This window comes from Sphingobium phenoxybenzoativorans, from assembly GCF_018286635.1.
In the GTDB taxonomy this organism is placed as follows: Bacteria; Pseudomonadota; Alphaproteobacteria; order Sphingomonadales; family Sphingomonadaceae; genus Sphingobium; species Sphingobium phenoxybenzoativorans.
On sequence record NZ_CP073910.1, the window covers coordinates 2,914,862 to 2,930,226 of the forward strand.

11 protein-coding genes are annotated in these 15,365 nt (G+C 62.7%); 6 read left to right on the forward strand and 5 right to left on the reverse strand.

What is annotated here, in order from left to right; all coding sequences use genetic code 11:
- Positions 1–23 precede the first annotated feature (23 nt).
- The 4 genes from KFK14_RS14525 to KFK14_RS14540 all read left to right on the forward strand — a co-directional run bounded on the left by KFK14_RS14525 (position 24) and on the right by KFK14_RS14540 (position 4,401).
- Complete coding sequence (locus KFK14_RS14525; protein WP_246524640.1) at positions 24–755, forward strand: uracil-DNA glycosylase family protein; 732 nt, start codon at positions 24–26, stop codon at positions 753–755.
- Positions 752–2,509 (forward strand): lytic transglycosylase domain-containing protein, encoded by a 1,758-nt coding sequence (locus KFK14_RS14530; protein ID WP_425516619.1) that lies wholly within the window; start codon positions 752–754, stop codon positions 2,507–2,509. Before KFK14_RS14525 ends, KFK14_RS14530 begins: the two co-directional genes overlap by 4 nt.
- Entirely contained in the window at positions 2,499–3,026 is a 528-nt protein-coding gene (gene moaB, locus KFK14_RS14535) for a molybdenum cofactor biosynthesis protein B (protein WP_212608132.1), read from the forward strand. The genes KFK14_RS14530 and moaB overlap by 11 nt, the downstream gene beginning before the upstream one ends.
- Before the next feature lie 307 nt (positions 3,027–3,333).
- Entirely contained in the window at positions 3,334–4,401 is a 1,068-nt protein-coding gene (locus KFK14_RS14540; RefSeq protein ID WP_212608133.1) for a PA0069 family radical SAM protein, read from the forward strand.
- A 3-nt stretch (positions 4,402–4,404) separates the two neighbouring features.
- Here the strand turns inward: KFK14_RS14540 and KFK14_RS14545 are convergent, their stop codons facing one another.
- Together KFK14_RS14545 and dnaE are read right to left on the reverse strand one after the other, a co-directional pair.
- The gene (locus KFK14_RS14545; RefSeq protein WP_212611160.1) at positions 4,405–5,997 is read right to left on the reverse strand and encodes a long-chain fatty acid--CoA ligase; all 1,593 of its coding nucleotides are present in this window, start codon (positions 5,995–5,997) and stop codon (positions 4,405–4,407) included.
- Positions 5,998–6,074: 77 nt separating this feature from the next.
- The gene (dnaE, locus tag KFK14_RS14550; protein WP_212608134.1) at positions 6,075–9,635 is read right to left on the reverse strand and encodes a DNA polymerase III subunit alpha; all 3,561 of its coding nucleotides are present in this window, start codon (positions 9,633–9,635) and stop codon (positions 6,075–6,077) included.
- A 148-nt stretch (positions 9,636–9,783) separates the two neighbouring features.
- Here dnaE and KFK14_RS14555 point away from each other — a divergent pair, with 148 nt between their 5' ends.
- Positions 9,784–10,974 carry a Yip1 family protein gene (locus KFK14_RS14555; protein WP_212608135.1) on the forward strand — a complete coding sequence of 397 codons (1,191 nt, stop codon included), beginning with the start codon at positions 9,784–9,786 and terminating at the stop codon, positions 10,972–10,974.
- Here KFK14_RS14555 and KFK14_RS14560 read toward each other — a convergent pair.
- Positions 10,967–11,446 (reverse strand): glutathione peroxidase, encoded by a 480-nt coding sequence (locus KFK14_RS14560; protein WP_212608136.1) that lies wholly within the window; start codon positions 11,444–11,446, stop codon positions 10,967–10,969. The two genes, KFK14_RS14555 and KFK14_RS14560, sit on opposite strands and share 8 nt — an antisense overlap.
- A 77-nt stretch (positions 11,447–11,523) precedes the next feature.
- On the opposite strand from KFK14_RS14560, the gene KFK14_RS14565 reads away from it, so the two are divergent.
- A complete protein-coding gene (locus KFK14_RS14565) occupies positions 11,524–13,332 on the forward strand; it encodes a diguanylate cyclase (protein ID WP_212611161.1) in 1,809 nt (602 codons plus the stop codon).
- Between the two features lie 11 nt (positions 13,333–13,343).
- Here the strand turns inward: KFK14_RS14565 and KFK14_RS14570 are convergent, their stop codons facing one another.
- The gene (locus KFK14_RS14570; RefSeq protein WP_212608137.1) at positions 13,344–14,018 is read right to left on the reverse strand and encodes an ABC transporter ATP-binding protein; all 675 of its coding nucleotides are present in this window, start codon (positions 14,016–14,018) and stop codon (positions 13,344–13,346) included.
- Positions 14,011–15,255 (reverse strand): lipoprotein-releasing ABC transporter permease subunit, encoded by a 1,245-nt coding sequence (locus KFK14_RS14575; RefSeq protein ID WP_212608138.1) that lies wholly within the window; start codon positions 15,253–15,255, stop codon positions 14,011–14,013. Before KFK14_RS14575 ends, KFK14_RS14570 begins: the two co-directional genes overlap by 8 nt.
- Between the last annotated feature and the right edge of the window lie 110 nt (positions 15,256–15,365).

The window sequence follows — 15,365 nt, forward strand, 5'->3', positions numbered from 1 at the left end:
CTGTGCAGGTTATGCGGGGAATTGTGCAGAATGGACCGGCGGATGCCGCCGAGTCCCTCTTGTCGTGGTGGGCGCTCGCCGGGGTCGATCACGCCGTCAACGAACTGCCGGTCAATTGGCTCCGTCCCGCGGTTGCGCCCGCACGTGTCAGACCAGCGTCACCAGGCGGAGACGCACCTCGCGTTGATCGCCCGGACGCCCTGCCCAATGACCTGAGCGCCTTCCACGCATGGCTGACCACCCACCCGTCCATCCATGAGGCTGGCTGGTCGAGCCAGCGCATCCTGCCGGCCGGCGCGCAAAACGCCGCGATCATGGTCATTTGCGATTTGCCCGATCCGGAGGATGCCGAGACGGGGACATTGCTCTCCGGCAATTGCGGCGCGCTGTTCGACGCCATGATGGCCGCAATCGGCCGGTCCCGGCAGGATATCTACCTTTCTTCCCTGTCCGTGACCCGCGCGCCCGGCGGCATTTTGCATGATCAGGACCTGGAAATATTGGCGACCCGCATGCGCCATCACATCGCCCTGGCCGCTCCGCAGCGCCTGTTGCTGCTGGGAGAAAAGACGAACCGTGCACTATTGGCGGCGGACTCGCTCGAACGTCCGTCCGGTTTGCAGTCCGTTAACCATCCGGCGGGCACGGTGCCCGCAATAGCCAGCCGTCATCCCCGGTTTCTGCTGAAACACCCGGAGGCAAAGGCGCAAAGCTGGCGCGCTCTGCAATATCTGATTGAGGACCTGCCTTCGTGATCCGTACCGCTTTCGCCTGTTTGGTATCCCTGGCCGCTATATCGGTTATGCCGGTCGCTGCGGCGGCGGAAACCACCCCGGCCGGTCGCGAAAATGCCGTTCCGGCGCAGTTGAGCGAAACAGACGCCGTTCGCGCGCGGTCGATCTTCTCCGCGATTCGCGGCGGCCGATGGACCGAGGCGAAGGCGCTGGTCGCCGCCATGGGGGAGAAAGACCCGCTCCGTCCGGTCGTCCTGTCTGAAATCTATCTCGGCAAGAATTCGCCCAGGGTGGAGTTGTTCGATCTCCTCGCCCTCCTGAACAATTCCAACTGGCTGCCGGAAGCCGACCAGCTCAGCAAGCTGGCGCAGAAGCGCGGCGCGCAGACCCTGCCGGAACTGCCGCAGGTGCAGAAGCTAGTATGGATGGGCGCCGCCCCCCGCCGCGAATATGTCGCCTCGGTAAAGACCGACCTCGCCGCCCAGGCGCTCGGCACGCAGATTCTTCCGCTGATCAAGGCGGACAGCCCTGGCGCGGCGGAACCGCTGATCGACGCGGCCGCGCCTACCCTTACGGCCGAGGGCTTGATGGAATGGCGTCAGCGGGTCGCCTGGTCCTATTATATCGGCAATGACGACACCAATGCCCGCCGCCTCGCCGCCAAGGCTTTGGAGGGCGGCGCAGGCGGCGACTGGCGCGTTCAGGCGCACTGGACCACTGGTCTTGCCGCCTGGCGTCAGAATGACTGCAAGGCCGCCGCCCCCGCCTTCGCCAATGTCGCCGCGCTTGCAGGCAATGCGGACATGCGCTCGGCCGGGGCCTATTGGGCCGCCCGCGCCTATATGACGTGCGGCGAACCGGCGAAGGTCGAAAATCTGCTGCGCACCGCCGCCCGCGCGGATGAGACATTCTACGGCCTGCTCGCCCGCGAAACGCTGGGCATGCCGGTGGGCACGGCGGGCGCGGGCCGCTTCGGCGAGGCGGACTGGCGCATTCTGAAGGACAGTCCCGCCGTTCGCGCCGCCATCGCCCTGAACGAAATTGGCGAGAACGGCCTTGCCGATCAGGCGCTGCGACGTCAGGCGCAACTGGGCGGCACCGCCCAATATACCGCGCTTCTTCGCCTTTCCAGCGCGCTCGACCTGCCGCAGACCCAGCTTTGGCTCGCCCATAACGGACCAGGCGGCAAGCAGGCGGCGAGCTTCGCCCGCTTCCCCGCCCCGCATTGGCGGCCGGATGGCGGCTGGCGCGTCGATCCCTCGCTGATCTACGCCCATGCGCTGCAGGAATCCGGGTTTCGCGCCGATGCCGTCAGCCCGGCTGGCGCAGTCGGGCTGATGCAGGTGCTGCCCGGCACCGCTGGCGATGTCGCCGGTGGAGCGGTGGGCGCGGCCCAGCTCTACAATCCGTCGACCAACATGGAATATGGCCAGCGCTATCTGGAGCAGCTTCGCGACATGAGCGCGACCGGCGGGCTTCTGCCCAAGGTCATGGCCGCCTATAATGCCGGCCCGCTGCCGGTCTCGCGCTGGAACAGCCAGGTGAAGGATGGCGGCGACCCGCTGCTGTTCATTGAATCCCTGCCCTATTATGAAACCCGCGCCTATGTGAACATCGTGATGCGGAATTACTGGATGTATCAGATCCAGGCCAAGGGTTCCGCCGATTGCCTGACCGGCATGGCGCAGGGCATGTGGCCGAAATTCCCCGGCGCGAAGGGCACGAAACTTGTGCGCCTTGGCGCGCCAAGCGGGTTTTCCGCCGGTGCCGATTGACGAGAGCATAGCGTTTACGCCGGTACGGATCGCTGTCCTCACCGTATCGGACAGCCGGTCCCCCGCTGAGGATAAATCCGGCGACACGCTCGTCGCGCGGATAGAAGCGGCGGGCCATATCCTCGCCGCCCGCTATCTGGAGCGGGACGACAAATCCGCCATCATCGCCCATCTGCACGCCTGGATCGACGATCCGCAGATCGATTGCATCATAACCACTGGCGGTACGGGCGTCACCGGCCGCGATGTAACGCCCGAAGCGCTCGCCGCCGTACAGGACAAGGAAATCCCCGGCTTCGGCGAACTGTTCCGCTGGCTCAGCTTTCAGAAAATCGGCACCTCCACCATCCAGTCCCGCGCCACCGCCTGCGTCGCGCGCGGCACCTATATTTTTGCCCTCCCCGGTTCGACCGGCGCAGTGAAGGACGGCTGGGACGACATATTGGTCACTCAGCTCGACAACCGCTTCCGCCCCTGCAATTTCGTCGAACTGATGCCGCGTCTGCGCGAGGCATAGAGAGGCGCGAACGGCTGCCGGTCATCAGGCCGACGTGACGGCGCGTTCAGGATACATTCCTGTCCTACACACCCCGCCAATGCTATTTCTCCCGCGTCCTTGAAACCGTAGGAAGCGCCTTGTCATGCCATTGAAAATCGTGAATTTCCGCATGGCCAACGTACGACTTCTACGGCCAGCCAGCCGTGCAGCGCAGCCTTTCCCGGCAAATTTGAAAAACACGGTTCATACCCGCAACTTCCGCAACTTAGCAGGTTTGCCGCGGCATTCGCCTTGCCTATTTGTTCACTTTATGTTCCAATACGGTATGGGAAGAAACGGCGGGCGCGGCGCCACGCGCAACGAAGCAAGTACGCGCTTTCAGCTTCCCATGCGGGAGGCTGACGGCGATTGGCTCGACGCGCTGGAAAGCATTGACGGCCAACCGCCTAAACTTCGCACGACGGTAACTGTCGAGCATCCACGCACCATCATCACCCGCAACGCTTCTCCCGATATCGCCTTCGATCAGTCGATCAATCCCTACAGGGGCTGCGAGCATGGCTGCATCTACTGCTTCGCCCGGCCCACACACTCCTATCATGACCTGTCGCCAGGCATCGATTTCGAAACGAAGCTGTTTGCCAAGCCTGATGCGCCGATGCTGCTCCGCGCCGAGCTGATGAAGCCGGGGCACAGGGTCACGCCAATTGCGATGGGCACCAATACCGACCCCTATCAACCGATAGAGAAGGACTGGCGCATAACCCGGCAGATCATTGAAATCCTCTCGGAAACCCGCCACCCGCTCTACATAACGACCAAGTCGGACCGGGTGCTGCGCGATATCGACCTGCTGGCCGACATGGCCAGGGACAATCTTGTTGGCGTCATGCTGTCCGTCACCAGCCTCGACCCCAGGGTCGCCCGCACGCTCGAACCCCGCGCTCCGCACCCGGAGCGCCGGATTGCCGCGATCGCCAGGCTTAACGAAGCTGGCATCCCGGTTTACGCCTCCATCTCTCCCGTGGTCCCCGCGATCACGGATCATGAAATGGAGGCGTTGATAGAGCGTGTGGCGCAGGCTGGCGCCAGGGACGCCTTCTTCATTCCCGTCCGGTTGCCGCATGAGGTCGCTCCCCTGTTCCGCGCATGGTTGGAGACCCATTATCCCGATCGCGCGGGCAAGGTGATGAGCATTATCAGGGATCTGCGCGGCGGACGGGATAACGACCCCAATTTCGGCAACCGAATGCGTGGCCAGGGCATATGGGCGAAATTGCTGCGCACCCGTTTCGACAAGGCCCGCCAGCGCTTCGGCCTGGGCGGTCCGCGCATGGTCCTGCGCACCGACCTGTTCCGCCCGCCGGAGGGCGACCAGTTGCGGCTGTTCTAGACGCTACGAGGAAAGCTCCACATCCGCATATTGCGTGCGCAGGGCCGTCTTGAGCAGCTTGCCTGTCGCCGTATGTGGCAGGCTGTCGGCAAAGATCACCTTGTCCGGCAGCCACCATTTCGCGACGCGAGTGGACAGATGGTCGCGCACCTGCGTCTCGCACAGCGCCGCGCCCGGCTTGGGCACGACGATCAGCAATGGCCGCTCATCCCATTTGGGATGCGGCAGGCCGATCGCCGCCGCCTCGGCCACGCCGGGGCAGCCCAGCGCCTCATTCTCCAATATGACCGAACTGATCCACTCGCCGCCGGACTTGATGACATCCTTGGCCCGGTCGGTGATCCGCATCATCCCGTCCGGCGTGATGGTTGCGACATCGCCCGTATCGAACCAGCCCTCCTCATCGACCGCCGGGCCGCTCTCATCCTGGAAATAGCGCTCGATGACCCAAGGACCCCGCACCTGCAGCCGGCCACTGCTGATCCCGTCGCGGGGCAGCACATTCCCGGCGTCATCAACGGTCCGCATCGACACGCCATAGGGCGCACCCCCCTGATATTCGAGCAGGTCGAGTTGCTCCTCGCGCGACAGAGCCTCGAAATTCGCGCCCTTCCGCGACACGGTGCCGATAGGCGACAACTCGGTCATGCCCCACAAATGGCTGACGCCGATGCCCAGGTCCATCAAGCGCGACACCATGGCGCGCGGCGCCGCCGACCCGCCGATCACCACCCGCTGGAGGGGCGGCGGCGCGGTTCCGGTCGCGTCGGCATGGGCCAGCATGCCCATCCACACGGTCGGAACGGCCGCGCTGTGGGTCACCTGCTCGGCCTTCATCAGGTCGCACAGCGCTTCGGCCTCGTTCGTCGCGCTCAGCACCAATTTGCTGCCCGCCATCGCCGTGGCGAAGGGTATGCCCCAGGCGCAGACATGGAACATCGGCACGACCGGCAAAACCGCGCTCGCCGACCCAAGCCCCAGGCAATCGGGCTGTATGCCGCCAAAGGCGTGCAACACCGCCGACCGGTGAGAGAAAAGCACGCCCTTCGGGTTTCCGGTCGTCCCACTGGTATAGCAGAGCATGCAGGGGTCGCGCTCATCCCCCTCAGCCCAGCGGTAATCCCCATCTTCGGCCGCTGTCAGACGGACATATTCAAGCGGGGCTGGCCCATCGAAACAGATGAAATGCGCGATGGTCTGAAGCTGCGGCTTCAACCGGTCGACAAGCGGCGCAAGCGCTGCATCGTAGAACAGGACCCGGTCCTGCGCATGATTGGCGATATAGATGATCTGATCGTCGAACAGGCGCGGGTTGATCGTATGCAGCACCGCACCCATGCCGATCGCGCCATACCAGGCCGCGACATGCCGGCCATGGTTCATGGCCAGCGTCGCCACCCTGTCTCCCGGCCTGATGCCAAGACGTTCGAGCGCCTGCGCAACCCGCCGCGCTTCATGTGCGACCTCCGCCCAGTTGCTCCGCTCAATCGAACCATCGGCATAGCGGCTGACCACCGGCCGCGCCCCATGTTCCTGCGCGGCATGATCAATCAGCGTCGATATGCGCAGCGCGAAGTCCTGCATCCCGCCTATCATCATCGCTCTCCTTATGGCGTGATGATGCGACTGAATGATCCGCGACTCAAGCGGCTGTTATTCGGGCTGCTGCGCGCTTATCCGGCCGCCCGCATCGGGCTGACCGACCGCATCTGGGACCGGCGGGAACGCACCCGGTATCCATCCTTGTTGACCGGCATCGTTTCGAACCGGTGGATAGCGACGCCGGGCACATTGCCTATCGCCTCCACCAGATCGGCATCGATGGTGAAGTCGTCGCCGATGAACAGGTGGGCCATGCCCCCTTCCGGCAGAGGAGCGCGCAGGAATGCCTCGCTCCTGCCGCCGCGGCTCCGCCCCATAATGGCGGCAAGCGCATGCACAGCGCCATCATCAGCGACATCGATCCACAATTCCATCCGGGCCGAATTGGCAATCTGGCCCAGCGCCTGCGCCAGCCGGATGGTGACGCGCGGCGTCTCCTCGCCCGGCTGCCGGTCAAGCTCGACGGAAAAGAGCGCGCAATCGCCTTCCTTCCACAGCGCCTCGATCAGCTTGCAACTATCCTCATCGAAACAGCTTGCCTGGAACTGGCCGCTGGCGTCCGATAGCGTCGCCGCAACATACCGGCCGCCGCGCCTCGTGTCGCGCCACCGCACTTCCTCAATAAGCGCCGCCATCGTTGCCATCGTCCGTCCACCGGCGTCGCTTGTTGGTTGGGCGCAGATCAGGCCATAGCTGCGCGCGCCCTTCGCCTCGGCAATGTGACGATAACGGTCCACAGGGTGCGCAGAGAAATAGAAGCCGAAAGCATCCTTCTCCTGCGCCATCTTGTCGGCGTTCGACCATGTTTGATGCGGCGGAATGCGCACATCGGCATGGGCGATCTCCTCGCCGCCGAACAAGCCGCCCTGCCCATTCTGCCGCGCCTCGGCGGCGCTCGCGGCCACCGACAGGATCGTCTCCGCCGCCGCATGGACGCCTGCGCGGTCGGCATGAATGCTCTCAAACGCGCCCGCGGCCGCCAGGCTTTCCAGTTGCCGCCGGTTCAGCAGGCGCGGCTCCACCCGGTCTGCAAAATCGTCAAGACTGAGGAAGGGGCCATTGGCGTCGCGTTCGGCGACCAGCACCTCCATCGCCTTCTCACCCACGCCCTTCAGGCCGCCCAGCGCATAGCGGACAGCGAAGCCAAGCCTGGGATCGCCATCCTCCGGCAGTTCCACCGCTTGCACGGAAAAATCCGCTTCGCTGACATTCACATCGGGCGGCAGGCAGGTCAGGCCCATGCGCCGCATATCGTCGACGAACACCGTCAGCTTGTCGGTCAGGTGGATGTCATACGCCATGGATGCGGCATAGAATTCCGCTGGATAATGCGCCTTCAGCCAAGCCGTGTGATAGGCAAGCAGCGCGTAGGCAGCCGCGTGCGACTTGTTGAAGCCATATCCCGCAAACTTGTCGATCAAATCGAACAGTTCGTTCGCCTTCGCCTTGGGAATCTCGCTCCGTTCGGCGCAACCCTTCACGAAGCGTTCGCGCTGCGCGTCCATCTCCGCCTTGATCTTCTTGCCCATCGCGCGGCGCAGAAGGTCTGCGTCGCCTAGCGAATATCCCGCCAGGATCTGCGCGGCCTGCATCACCTGTTCCTGATAGACGAAGATGCCATAGGTCTCTTCCAGGATCGGCTTCAGCAGTATGTGGGGATATTCAATACTCTCCTGCCCGTTCTTGCGGCGGCCGAACATCGGGATATTGTCCATAGGACCAGGCCGGTAGAGTGACACGAGCGCGATGATGTCGCCGAAATTGGTCGGACGCACGGCGGCCAGCGTCTTGCGCATGCCCTCCGATTCCAACTGGAACACGCCGACCGTGTCGCCCCGCTGGAGAAGATCGTAAACCGCCCCGTCATCCCAGGCGAGCGTCTCCAGCTCGACGGTCACGCCGCGCTTCTTGAGCAACTGAACGGCTTTCTGCAGCACCGACAGTGTTTTTAGGCCAAGGAAGTCGAATTTCACCAACCCCGCACCCTCGACATATTTCATGTCGAACTGGGTCACCGGCATGTCGGAGCGAGGATCGCGATACAGCGGCACCAGCTTGGACAGCGGCCGGTCGCCGATCACCACGCCCGCTGCGTGAGTGGAGCTGTGCCGGGGCAAACCTTCCAGCTTCATCGCATAGTCGATCAGCCGACGCACCTGCCCATCGCCCTTATATTCCTGAACGAACTCGGTCACGCCGTTCATCGTGCGCTCCAGCGTCCACGGATCGGTCGGGTGGTTCGGCACCAGCTTGGCGAGGCGGTCGACCTGGCCATAGCTCATCTGGAGGACGCGCCCGGTATCCTTCAGCACGGCGCGGGCCTTCAGCTTACCGAAGGTGATGATCTGCGCCACATGGTCGCTGCCATATTTATTCTGGACATAGCGGATCACCTCGCCACGCCGGGTTTCGCAGAAGTCGATGTCGAAGTCCGGCATCGACACGCGTTCCGGATTAAGGAAACGCTCGAACAGCAGGCCAAGCTGCAAGGGATCGAGATCGGTGATCGTCAGCGCCCAGGCCACGACCGACCCCGCACCCGATCCACGCCCCGGCCCCACCGGAATGTCATTGTCCTTCGCCCATTTGATGAAGTCGGCAACGATCAGGAAGTATCCGGGGAAGCCCATCTGGATGATGATGTCGGTCTCAAACTTCAGCCGGTCGAGATAGGGCTGCCGTGCTTCCTCGCCGGTAATGCCCAGCTTCTCCAGCCGCGCCTCCAGCCCCGCCGCTGCATCCTCTCGAAGCTGCCGGGCCTCGCCCTCCAGATCGCCGGCAAGGCTGGGCAGGATCGGCTTGCGTTTTGGCGCCGCCACGGCGCAGCGCTGCGCGACGACCAGCGTATTGGCCAGCGCCTCCGGCAAATCCTCGAACAACCGCTTCATCTCGGCCGCCGGTTTCATCCAGGCGTCGGGAGAGCTTCTCCGGCGGTCGGCATTGTCGACATAGGCGCCGTCAGCAATGCAGAGCATCACGTCATGCGCCTCATGGAAATTCTGCTCGGCAAAGCAGGTGGGGTTCGTCGCCACCAAAGGCAGGTCGCGGGCATAGGCCAGATCCAGAAGGTGCGGTTCCGCCCGCCCCTCCACCGGATCAAGCCTGCGGACAATCTCGATATAGAGGCGGCCTGGAAACAAAGCCTCCAGATGGTCCGCCACGGCCTCCGCAGCGTCCGGCTGATCTTCGGCGAACAACCTTGCCAGCGCCCCCTCGCCCCCTGCGGTCAAAGCGATCAGGCCGTCCGTGCGCCCTTCCAGATCGTCCATCGACACATGCGCCTGCTCCTCGATCGGCCGGTCGAGATGCGCCATCGACACCAGCTCGCAGAGATTGTCGTACCCTCTGGCGTCCTGCGCGTAGAGCGCCAGCCAGTCGATGACGAGAGGCGCATTGGCCGGCCGCCCAGGCCGCGCGATACCCAGCATCGCGCCGACTACGGGTTGAACGCCTTCCCCCTTACATCCGTCGGAAAAGGCCATCGAGGCGTAGAGGCCGTTGCGGTCCGTAAGCGCAACCGCCGGGAAGCCCAGGGCCTTTGCCTGCTTGGCGATGGCTTTCGGTTCCATCGCGCCGTCGAGCATGGTGTAACAGGAAAATACGCGAAGCGGGACGAACGGCGCATGAGGCATGCAGCCAGTCTAGCAACGCCGTCGAGTCGTGATAACCCCCCGTGCATTAACTATCCGGGGATAATCCTGCTTTTCCGACCCAAACAGGTCATTGCACTTCGCGCCTTCCCGTGGGATCAAAAGCACACAAACAGTGGGGAGAAGAAGAATGATCGAAGGCGATCCGATTTCGCGCCCGAAATCCATAATCGATCGTGCGAAAGCCATCATCCTCAAGCCAAAGGAGGAATGGCCCGTCATAGATGTCGAGCCTGCGACGATTTCCGGCCTGTTTAAGGATTATGCCCTCATTCTTGCTGCAGTCCCTGCGGTGGCCCTTCTTCTGGGCAGCCAGATCTTCGGCTTCAGCGCGCTCGGCTTCCATTATCGCCCGTCGCTGATGAGTTCGGTCAGCATGGCGGTGACGCAATATGTGTTCGCGCTGGCCGGTATTGCGTTGCTCGCGTTCATCATCGATTTCCTCGCGCCGAATTTTGGCGGGACCAGCAATCGCATTCAGGCGTTCAAGGTGGCCGTCTACTCCGCGACGGCAGGATGGCTTGCCGGCATATTCTCGCTTATTCCATCGCTTTCCCTGCTGGGCATTGTCGGCCTCTACAGCCTTTATCTGCTTTATACCGGCCTGCCCGTGCTGATGAAATCGCCGGCGGACAAGGCCCTGTCTTATACGGTCGTCACGGTCATCTGCGGCGCGGTGGTTGGTGTCGTGCTCTACACGCTGCTTGGCCTTATCATGGCGCCGTTCGCCATGATGGGCGGAGGCATCGCCGGACCGGTGGCGACACAGGAGTCCGGCACCGTAACCGTTCCTGGCATGGGCGAAATCGACCTCGACAAGATGAAGGCCGCCTCAGCGAAGATGGAGGAGGCCGCCAAGAAAATGGAGGTCGCCGCCAAGACCGGCCAGGGCGGTGCTGTCGATCCCTCGGCGCTGCAGGCGTTCCTGCCGGGCGCTATCGGCGGCTACAAGCGCACGGAAATATCCAGCGCGGGGCTTGGCGCGGGGGGTTCCCATGCGGAGGCGCGCTATGAGGCGGGCGACCGCAGCTTTCGGGTGGAAATCACTGACATGGCCGCAATGGGCGCGCTCGCGGGCATGGGCGCTGCCATGAACGTCAATTCCAGCCGTCAGACAGAGACCGGCTATGAAAAGACCCAGACCATCAACGGTCAGATCGTGACCGAAGAATGGGACAAGAGCAGCAATGACGGCAAGTTCGGCACGACGGTCGCCAATCGCTTCATGGTGGAGGCGAATGGCACGGCCGCCAGCATCGACGAGCTGAAAGCTGCGGTTGCCGCCGTTGGCCCGGAAAAACTGGCGGCGCTGGCTAAATAATCGCCTGTATCGCGCGCTCAATCCCCTCCGGCTTAACAAGCGGGGCATAGCGATCCACCACCGCGCCGGTCCGGTCGATCAGGAATTTGGTGAAATTCCATTTGATCGCTTTTGTTCCCAGCAGGCCGCGCTTCCGCTCTTTCAACCATGTAAAGAGCGGATCAGCGTTGCCGCCGTTGACATCGATTTTCGCAAACAGTGGAAAGGTGACGTCATAGGTCAGCGAGCAGAAGCTGGCGATTTCCTCCGCGGTCCCTGGCTCCTGTTCGCCAAACTGGTTGCACGGAAACCCAAGCACGGCAAAACCGCTATTCCGGTATTTCCTGTATAACGCCTCAAGGCCCGCATATTGCGGCGTAAAGCCGCACTGACTGGCGACATTGACGATAAGGAGCGCCTCACCACGAAAGTCGTTGAGGGATTGCTCCTGGCCATCAACCGTGCGCACGGCGAAATCGTAAAGGGACGTCATGCCCTTTCCTAACACTTATCTCCGCAATGATTATGGTTTTAACCATTGGACAGGGCTTGGTGTCTATAATCCTATCCATGCGGATCGCCACGATCACGAACTGGGCCTACGGAGCCACTGTTCTTCTCACCGTCATGTCCGGTGTGACGATGTTGCTGGCATCCGGCGCGGAGGACCGTGAGCGAGCCGCCGTTGAGCAACGGGCACGTTTTGACGAACTGACCTCCACCCTCCGCGACGACTCGCTGCGTATGACAGAACAGGCGCGCTCTTATGCGGTTGGCGGCAACCCCGCGCACTTGGCGGCATGGAACGGGGAAGCAGGCCGACTGAAAAATGTGGAGGAGCGCCTTTCTCACCTCAAGGATACTGGCGCGCTTCCCTCCGAACTGACGGCCCTGCGCCTGGGCCTTCACTGGTCCGATGCCTTGCTGGATGAGCAGAAGGCAGCCATCGATGCCATGTCGGCCGGCGAAGCAGGAACTGCGCGCAAAATTCTGTTCAGCAATGAATATGAGCGGGAGCTGGACCGCATCGATACGCAGGTCAGCCGCTTTCAGTTTCTTATCGACCAGCGCACCGAAAGCGCCGTCGCGGAGGCGACAAAGGCGACGCGGATGCTGCGCTCCATGTCCGAAGTGATGGTCGGCATCACCGCCCTGCTCTTTCTTTGCGTCCTCTATTTCATCCTGAAACAGCGTATCCTGCGCCCCGTAGTGCGGCTCAGCGACGTTGTATCCCGCCTTGCCGCGGAAGATTTCGAGGTGCCCCTCCCCGAACTCGGCCAGGTGGACGAGATTGGCGACATGGCGCAGGCTATCGGCATCTTCCGCGAAAATGGCCTGGAACGGCAGCGGCTGGAGCGTGAGCGCGACACCGACCGGTCAATGCGCGACCTTCTGTCCCGTATGACCCAGCGACTTCAGGGCTGCGGCAGCACCGAGGATCTGGTCGGTGTCGTCGCCCGTTTCGCGCCGGAAATCGCGCCGGTCTTTGCTGGCCGCCTCTATATTTTCGACGAGCGCCGGAACAGCATGACAGAGGCGTGCAACTGGCTTTCTCCGCATGACTCCAGGGAAGAATTTCCTCCCAACGCCTGTTGGGCGCTCCGTCGCGGGCAAACGCACCGGCCGGAAGGCGAACTGATCGACATTCCCTGCGCCCATCTGGACGGGCCGAAATATCACCGGCCGATCTGCGTGCCGCTGACGGCGCAGGGCGAGACGATGGGATTGCTCTATTTCGAGCTGCGTGACGGCGCGGACGAAGACAGCGCGAATCCGGCCGGGAAATATGTCGAGATGCTGGCGGAGAATATCAGCCTGGCCCTCGCCAATCTGCGGCTGCGCGACACTTTGCGCGATATGGCGATGGCCGATCCGCTTACTGGGCTTGGCAACCGGCGGCAGCTCGACGCCATGCTCAAGACCCAGACCATTGAGGCCGACCGTAACGGCCTTCCCCTCAGTTGCCTGATGATCGACGTGGATCATTTCAAGCGGTTCAACGACGAGCATGGACATGACGCCGGCGATGCAGTTTTGCGCGCCGTAGGCTCCGTACTCGCCAACGCGACGCGGGAAGAAGGCATGGCCTTCCGCTATGGCGGGGAAGAATTCGTGCTTCTCATGCCCGGATTTGACACCGAAACAGCCCGGAAGCGCGCGGAAAAGATCCGGCAGAAGATATTCGAGCTGAAAATCGATCATCATCAGAAGTCACTGCGGAGCGTGACAATTTCCATTGGCCTCGCCTCGACGCCGGACCATGGCCGCCCAGACGCCTTGCTCCGCACCGCCGACGCCGCCCTGCTGCGTGCCAAGGCGGAAGGACGGGACAGGGTTCTCGTCGCCAATATCCGCGATACGACATCCGCAGCGGCCTGACGGCGGACCGCTCAGTTATCGAGCACGCCTTCGTGCAGGCGGACAACCCGGTCCATTTTCGCTGCCAGCCGCTCATTATGCGTAGCGACCAGCGCTGCTGATCCCTCGCCACGCACCAGCCGCAAAAACTCGGCCAGCACGACATCGGCGGTGCGCTCATCCAAATTGCCTGTCGGCTCGTCGGCCAGCACCAGCATGGGCTGGTTGGCCAGCGCCCGCGCCACGGCGACACGCTGCTGCTCACCACCCGATAGCTGGCTGGGCCGATGCTCCAGCCGGTGCCCCAGTCCCAGCGAAGTCAGCAGCGATTCCGCTCGCTCCCGCGCCTTGGCGGGCTCCGCATCACGGATCATCTGCGGCAGGATCACATTCTCCGCCGCGTTGAAATCAGGCAGCAGGTGGTGGAACTGATAAACGAAGCCGAGCGCATCACGCCGGACCCGCGTCCGCCCGTCATTATCGAGCTTCGCCGCCTCCTCGCCGCCGATCAGGATCGATCCCTCAAACCCGCCCTCCAGCAAGCCCACGGCTTGCAGCAGGGTGGATTTGCCTGAGCCGGATGGGCCAAGCAGCGCCACAATCTCTCCCGGCCCGACCGACAGGTCGACGCCGCGCAGCACGTCAATGGTCACGCCGCCCTGCGTGAAACTGCGGGTCAGGCCCGTCACTTTCAGGACGTCACTCATAACGCAGCACCTGCACGGGATCGGTATTGGCGGCCTTGAATGCGGGATAGAGCGTCGCCAGGAAGCTGAAAATCAGCGCCATCAGGCAGATGATCGCTATCTCCACCGGATCGGGCTTGGACGGCAATTCGGTCAGGAACCGGATGGATGGGTCCCACAGATTCTGCCCCGTGATGAACTGGATCGCATTCACGACCGCCTGGCGGAAGAACAGGAATATGAAACCAAGCACCATCCCGGCCACCATGCCCAGCGTGCCTATGGTGACGCCCACCGTCATGAATATCTTGATCAGGCCGCCCCGCGACGCGCCCATTGTCCGCAATATGGCAATGTCCCGCGTCTTGGCGCGCACCAGCATGATGAGGGACGACAATATATTGAACACCGCAACCAGCACGATGATGGAGAGCACGACAAACATCGCGACCCGCTCGACCGCCAGCGCCTCGAATAGCGAAGCATTCATCTGCCGCCAATCGTTGACGACGGCGCGCCCCGCAACCTTCTCGGCCAGCGGCGCCAATATGTCCTGCACCTTGTCCGGGTTGACCGTCTCGACTTCGATCATGGCCACGACATCGCCCATCAACAGCAAGGTTTGCGCGTCCTCCATCGGCATGACCACGAACGCCTTGTCATAGTCATAGACGCCGATTTCGAAGATCGCGGCGACCTCATAGCTGATCTCGCGCGGCACGGTGCCGAATGGCGTCGCCCGCCCCGCCGGATTGATAATGGTGATCCGGCTACCCAGCGTAATGCCCAGATTCTCCGCCAGCCGGGAGCCGATGGCGACCTTGCCGCTATTGGGCGTCAGCGCGTCAAGCTTGCCGGCCAGCACCTTCATCGTGGTATTGGAGCGGATGTCGTTGACGGTCATGCCACGCACCAGCAACGCCTCGACCCGCCCCTGATAGGTGCCAAGCAATGGCTGCTCGATCAACGGGGTGGCATTGGTGACGCCCGGCGTTGCCTTGGCTTCCTTCAGCACATTCCGCCAGTCGGGCAAGCGGCCATTATAGCCCTGCACCACGGCATGGCCATTCAGGCCGACAATCTTGTCGAACAGTTCCGCGCGGAACCCGTTCATGACGCTCATCACGATAATGAGAGCCGCGACGCCCAGCATCACGGCGACAAGGCTGATGCCCGCCACAAGGAAGATGAACCCTTCGCCCTTCCCTGGGAGCAGGTAGCGCTTGGCAATCATCCGTTCATAGCGCGAAAGAATCATGTCGGCGCGAGCAATCCTGTAATTTTCTACTGTCCCTCTAGGTCCGGGGGAACATGCAGGCAAGGCGATGCAGATTGTTGCGTAATAATCACAGCATGACTCCAAAATGA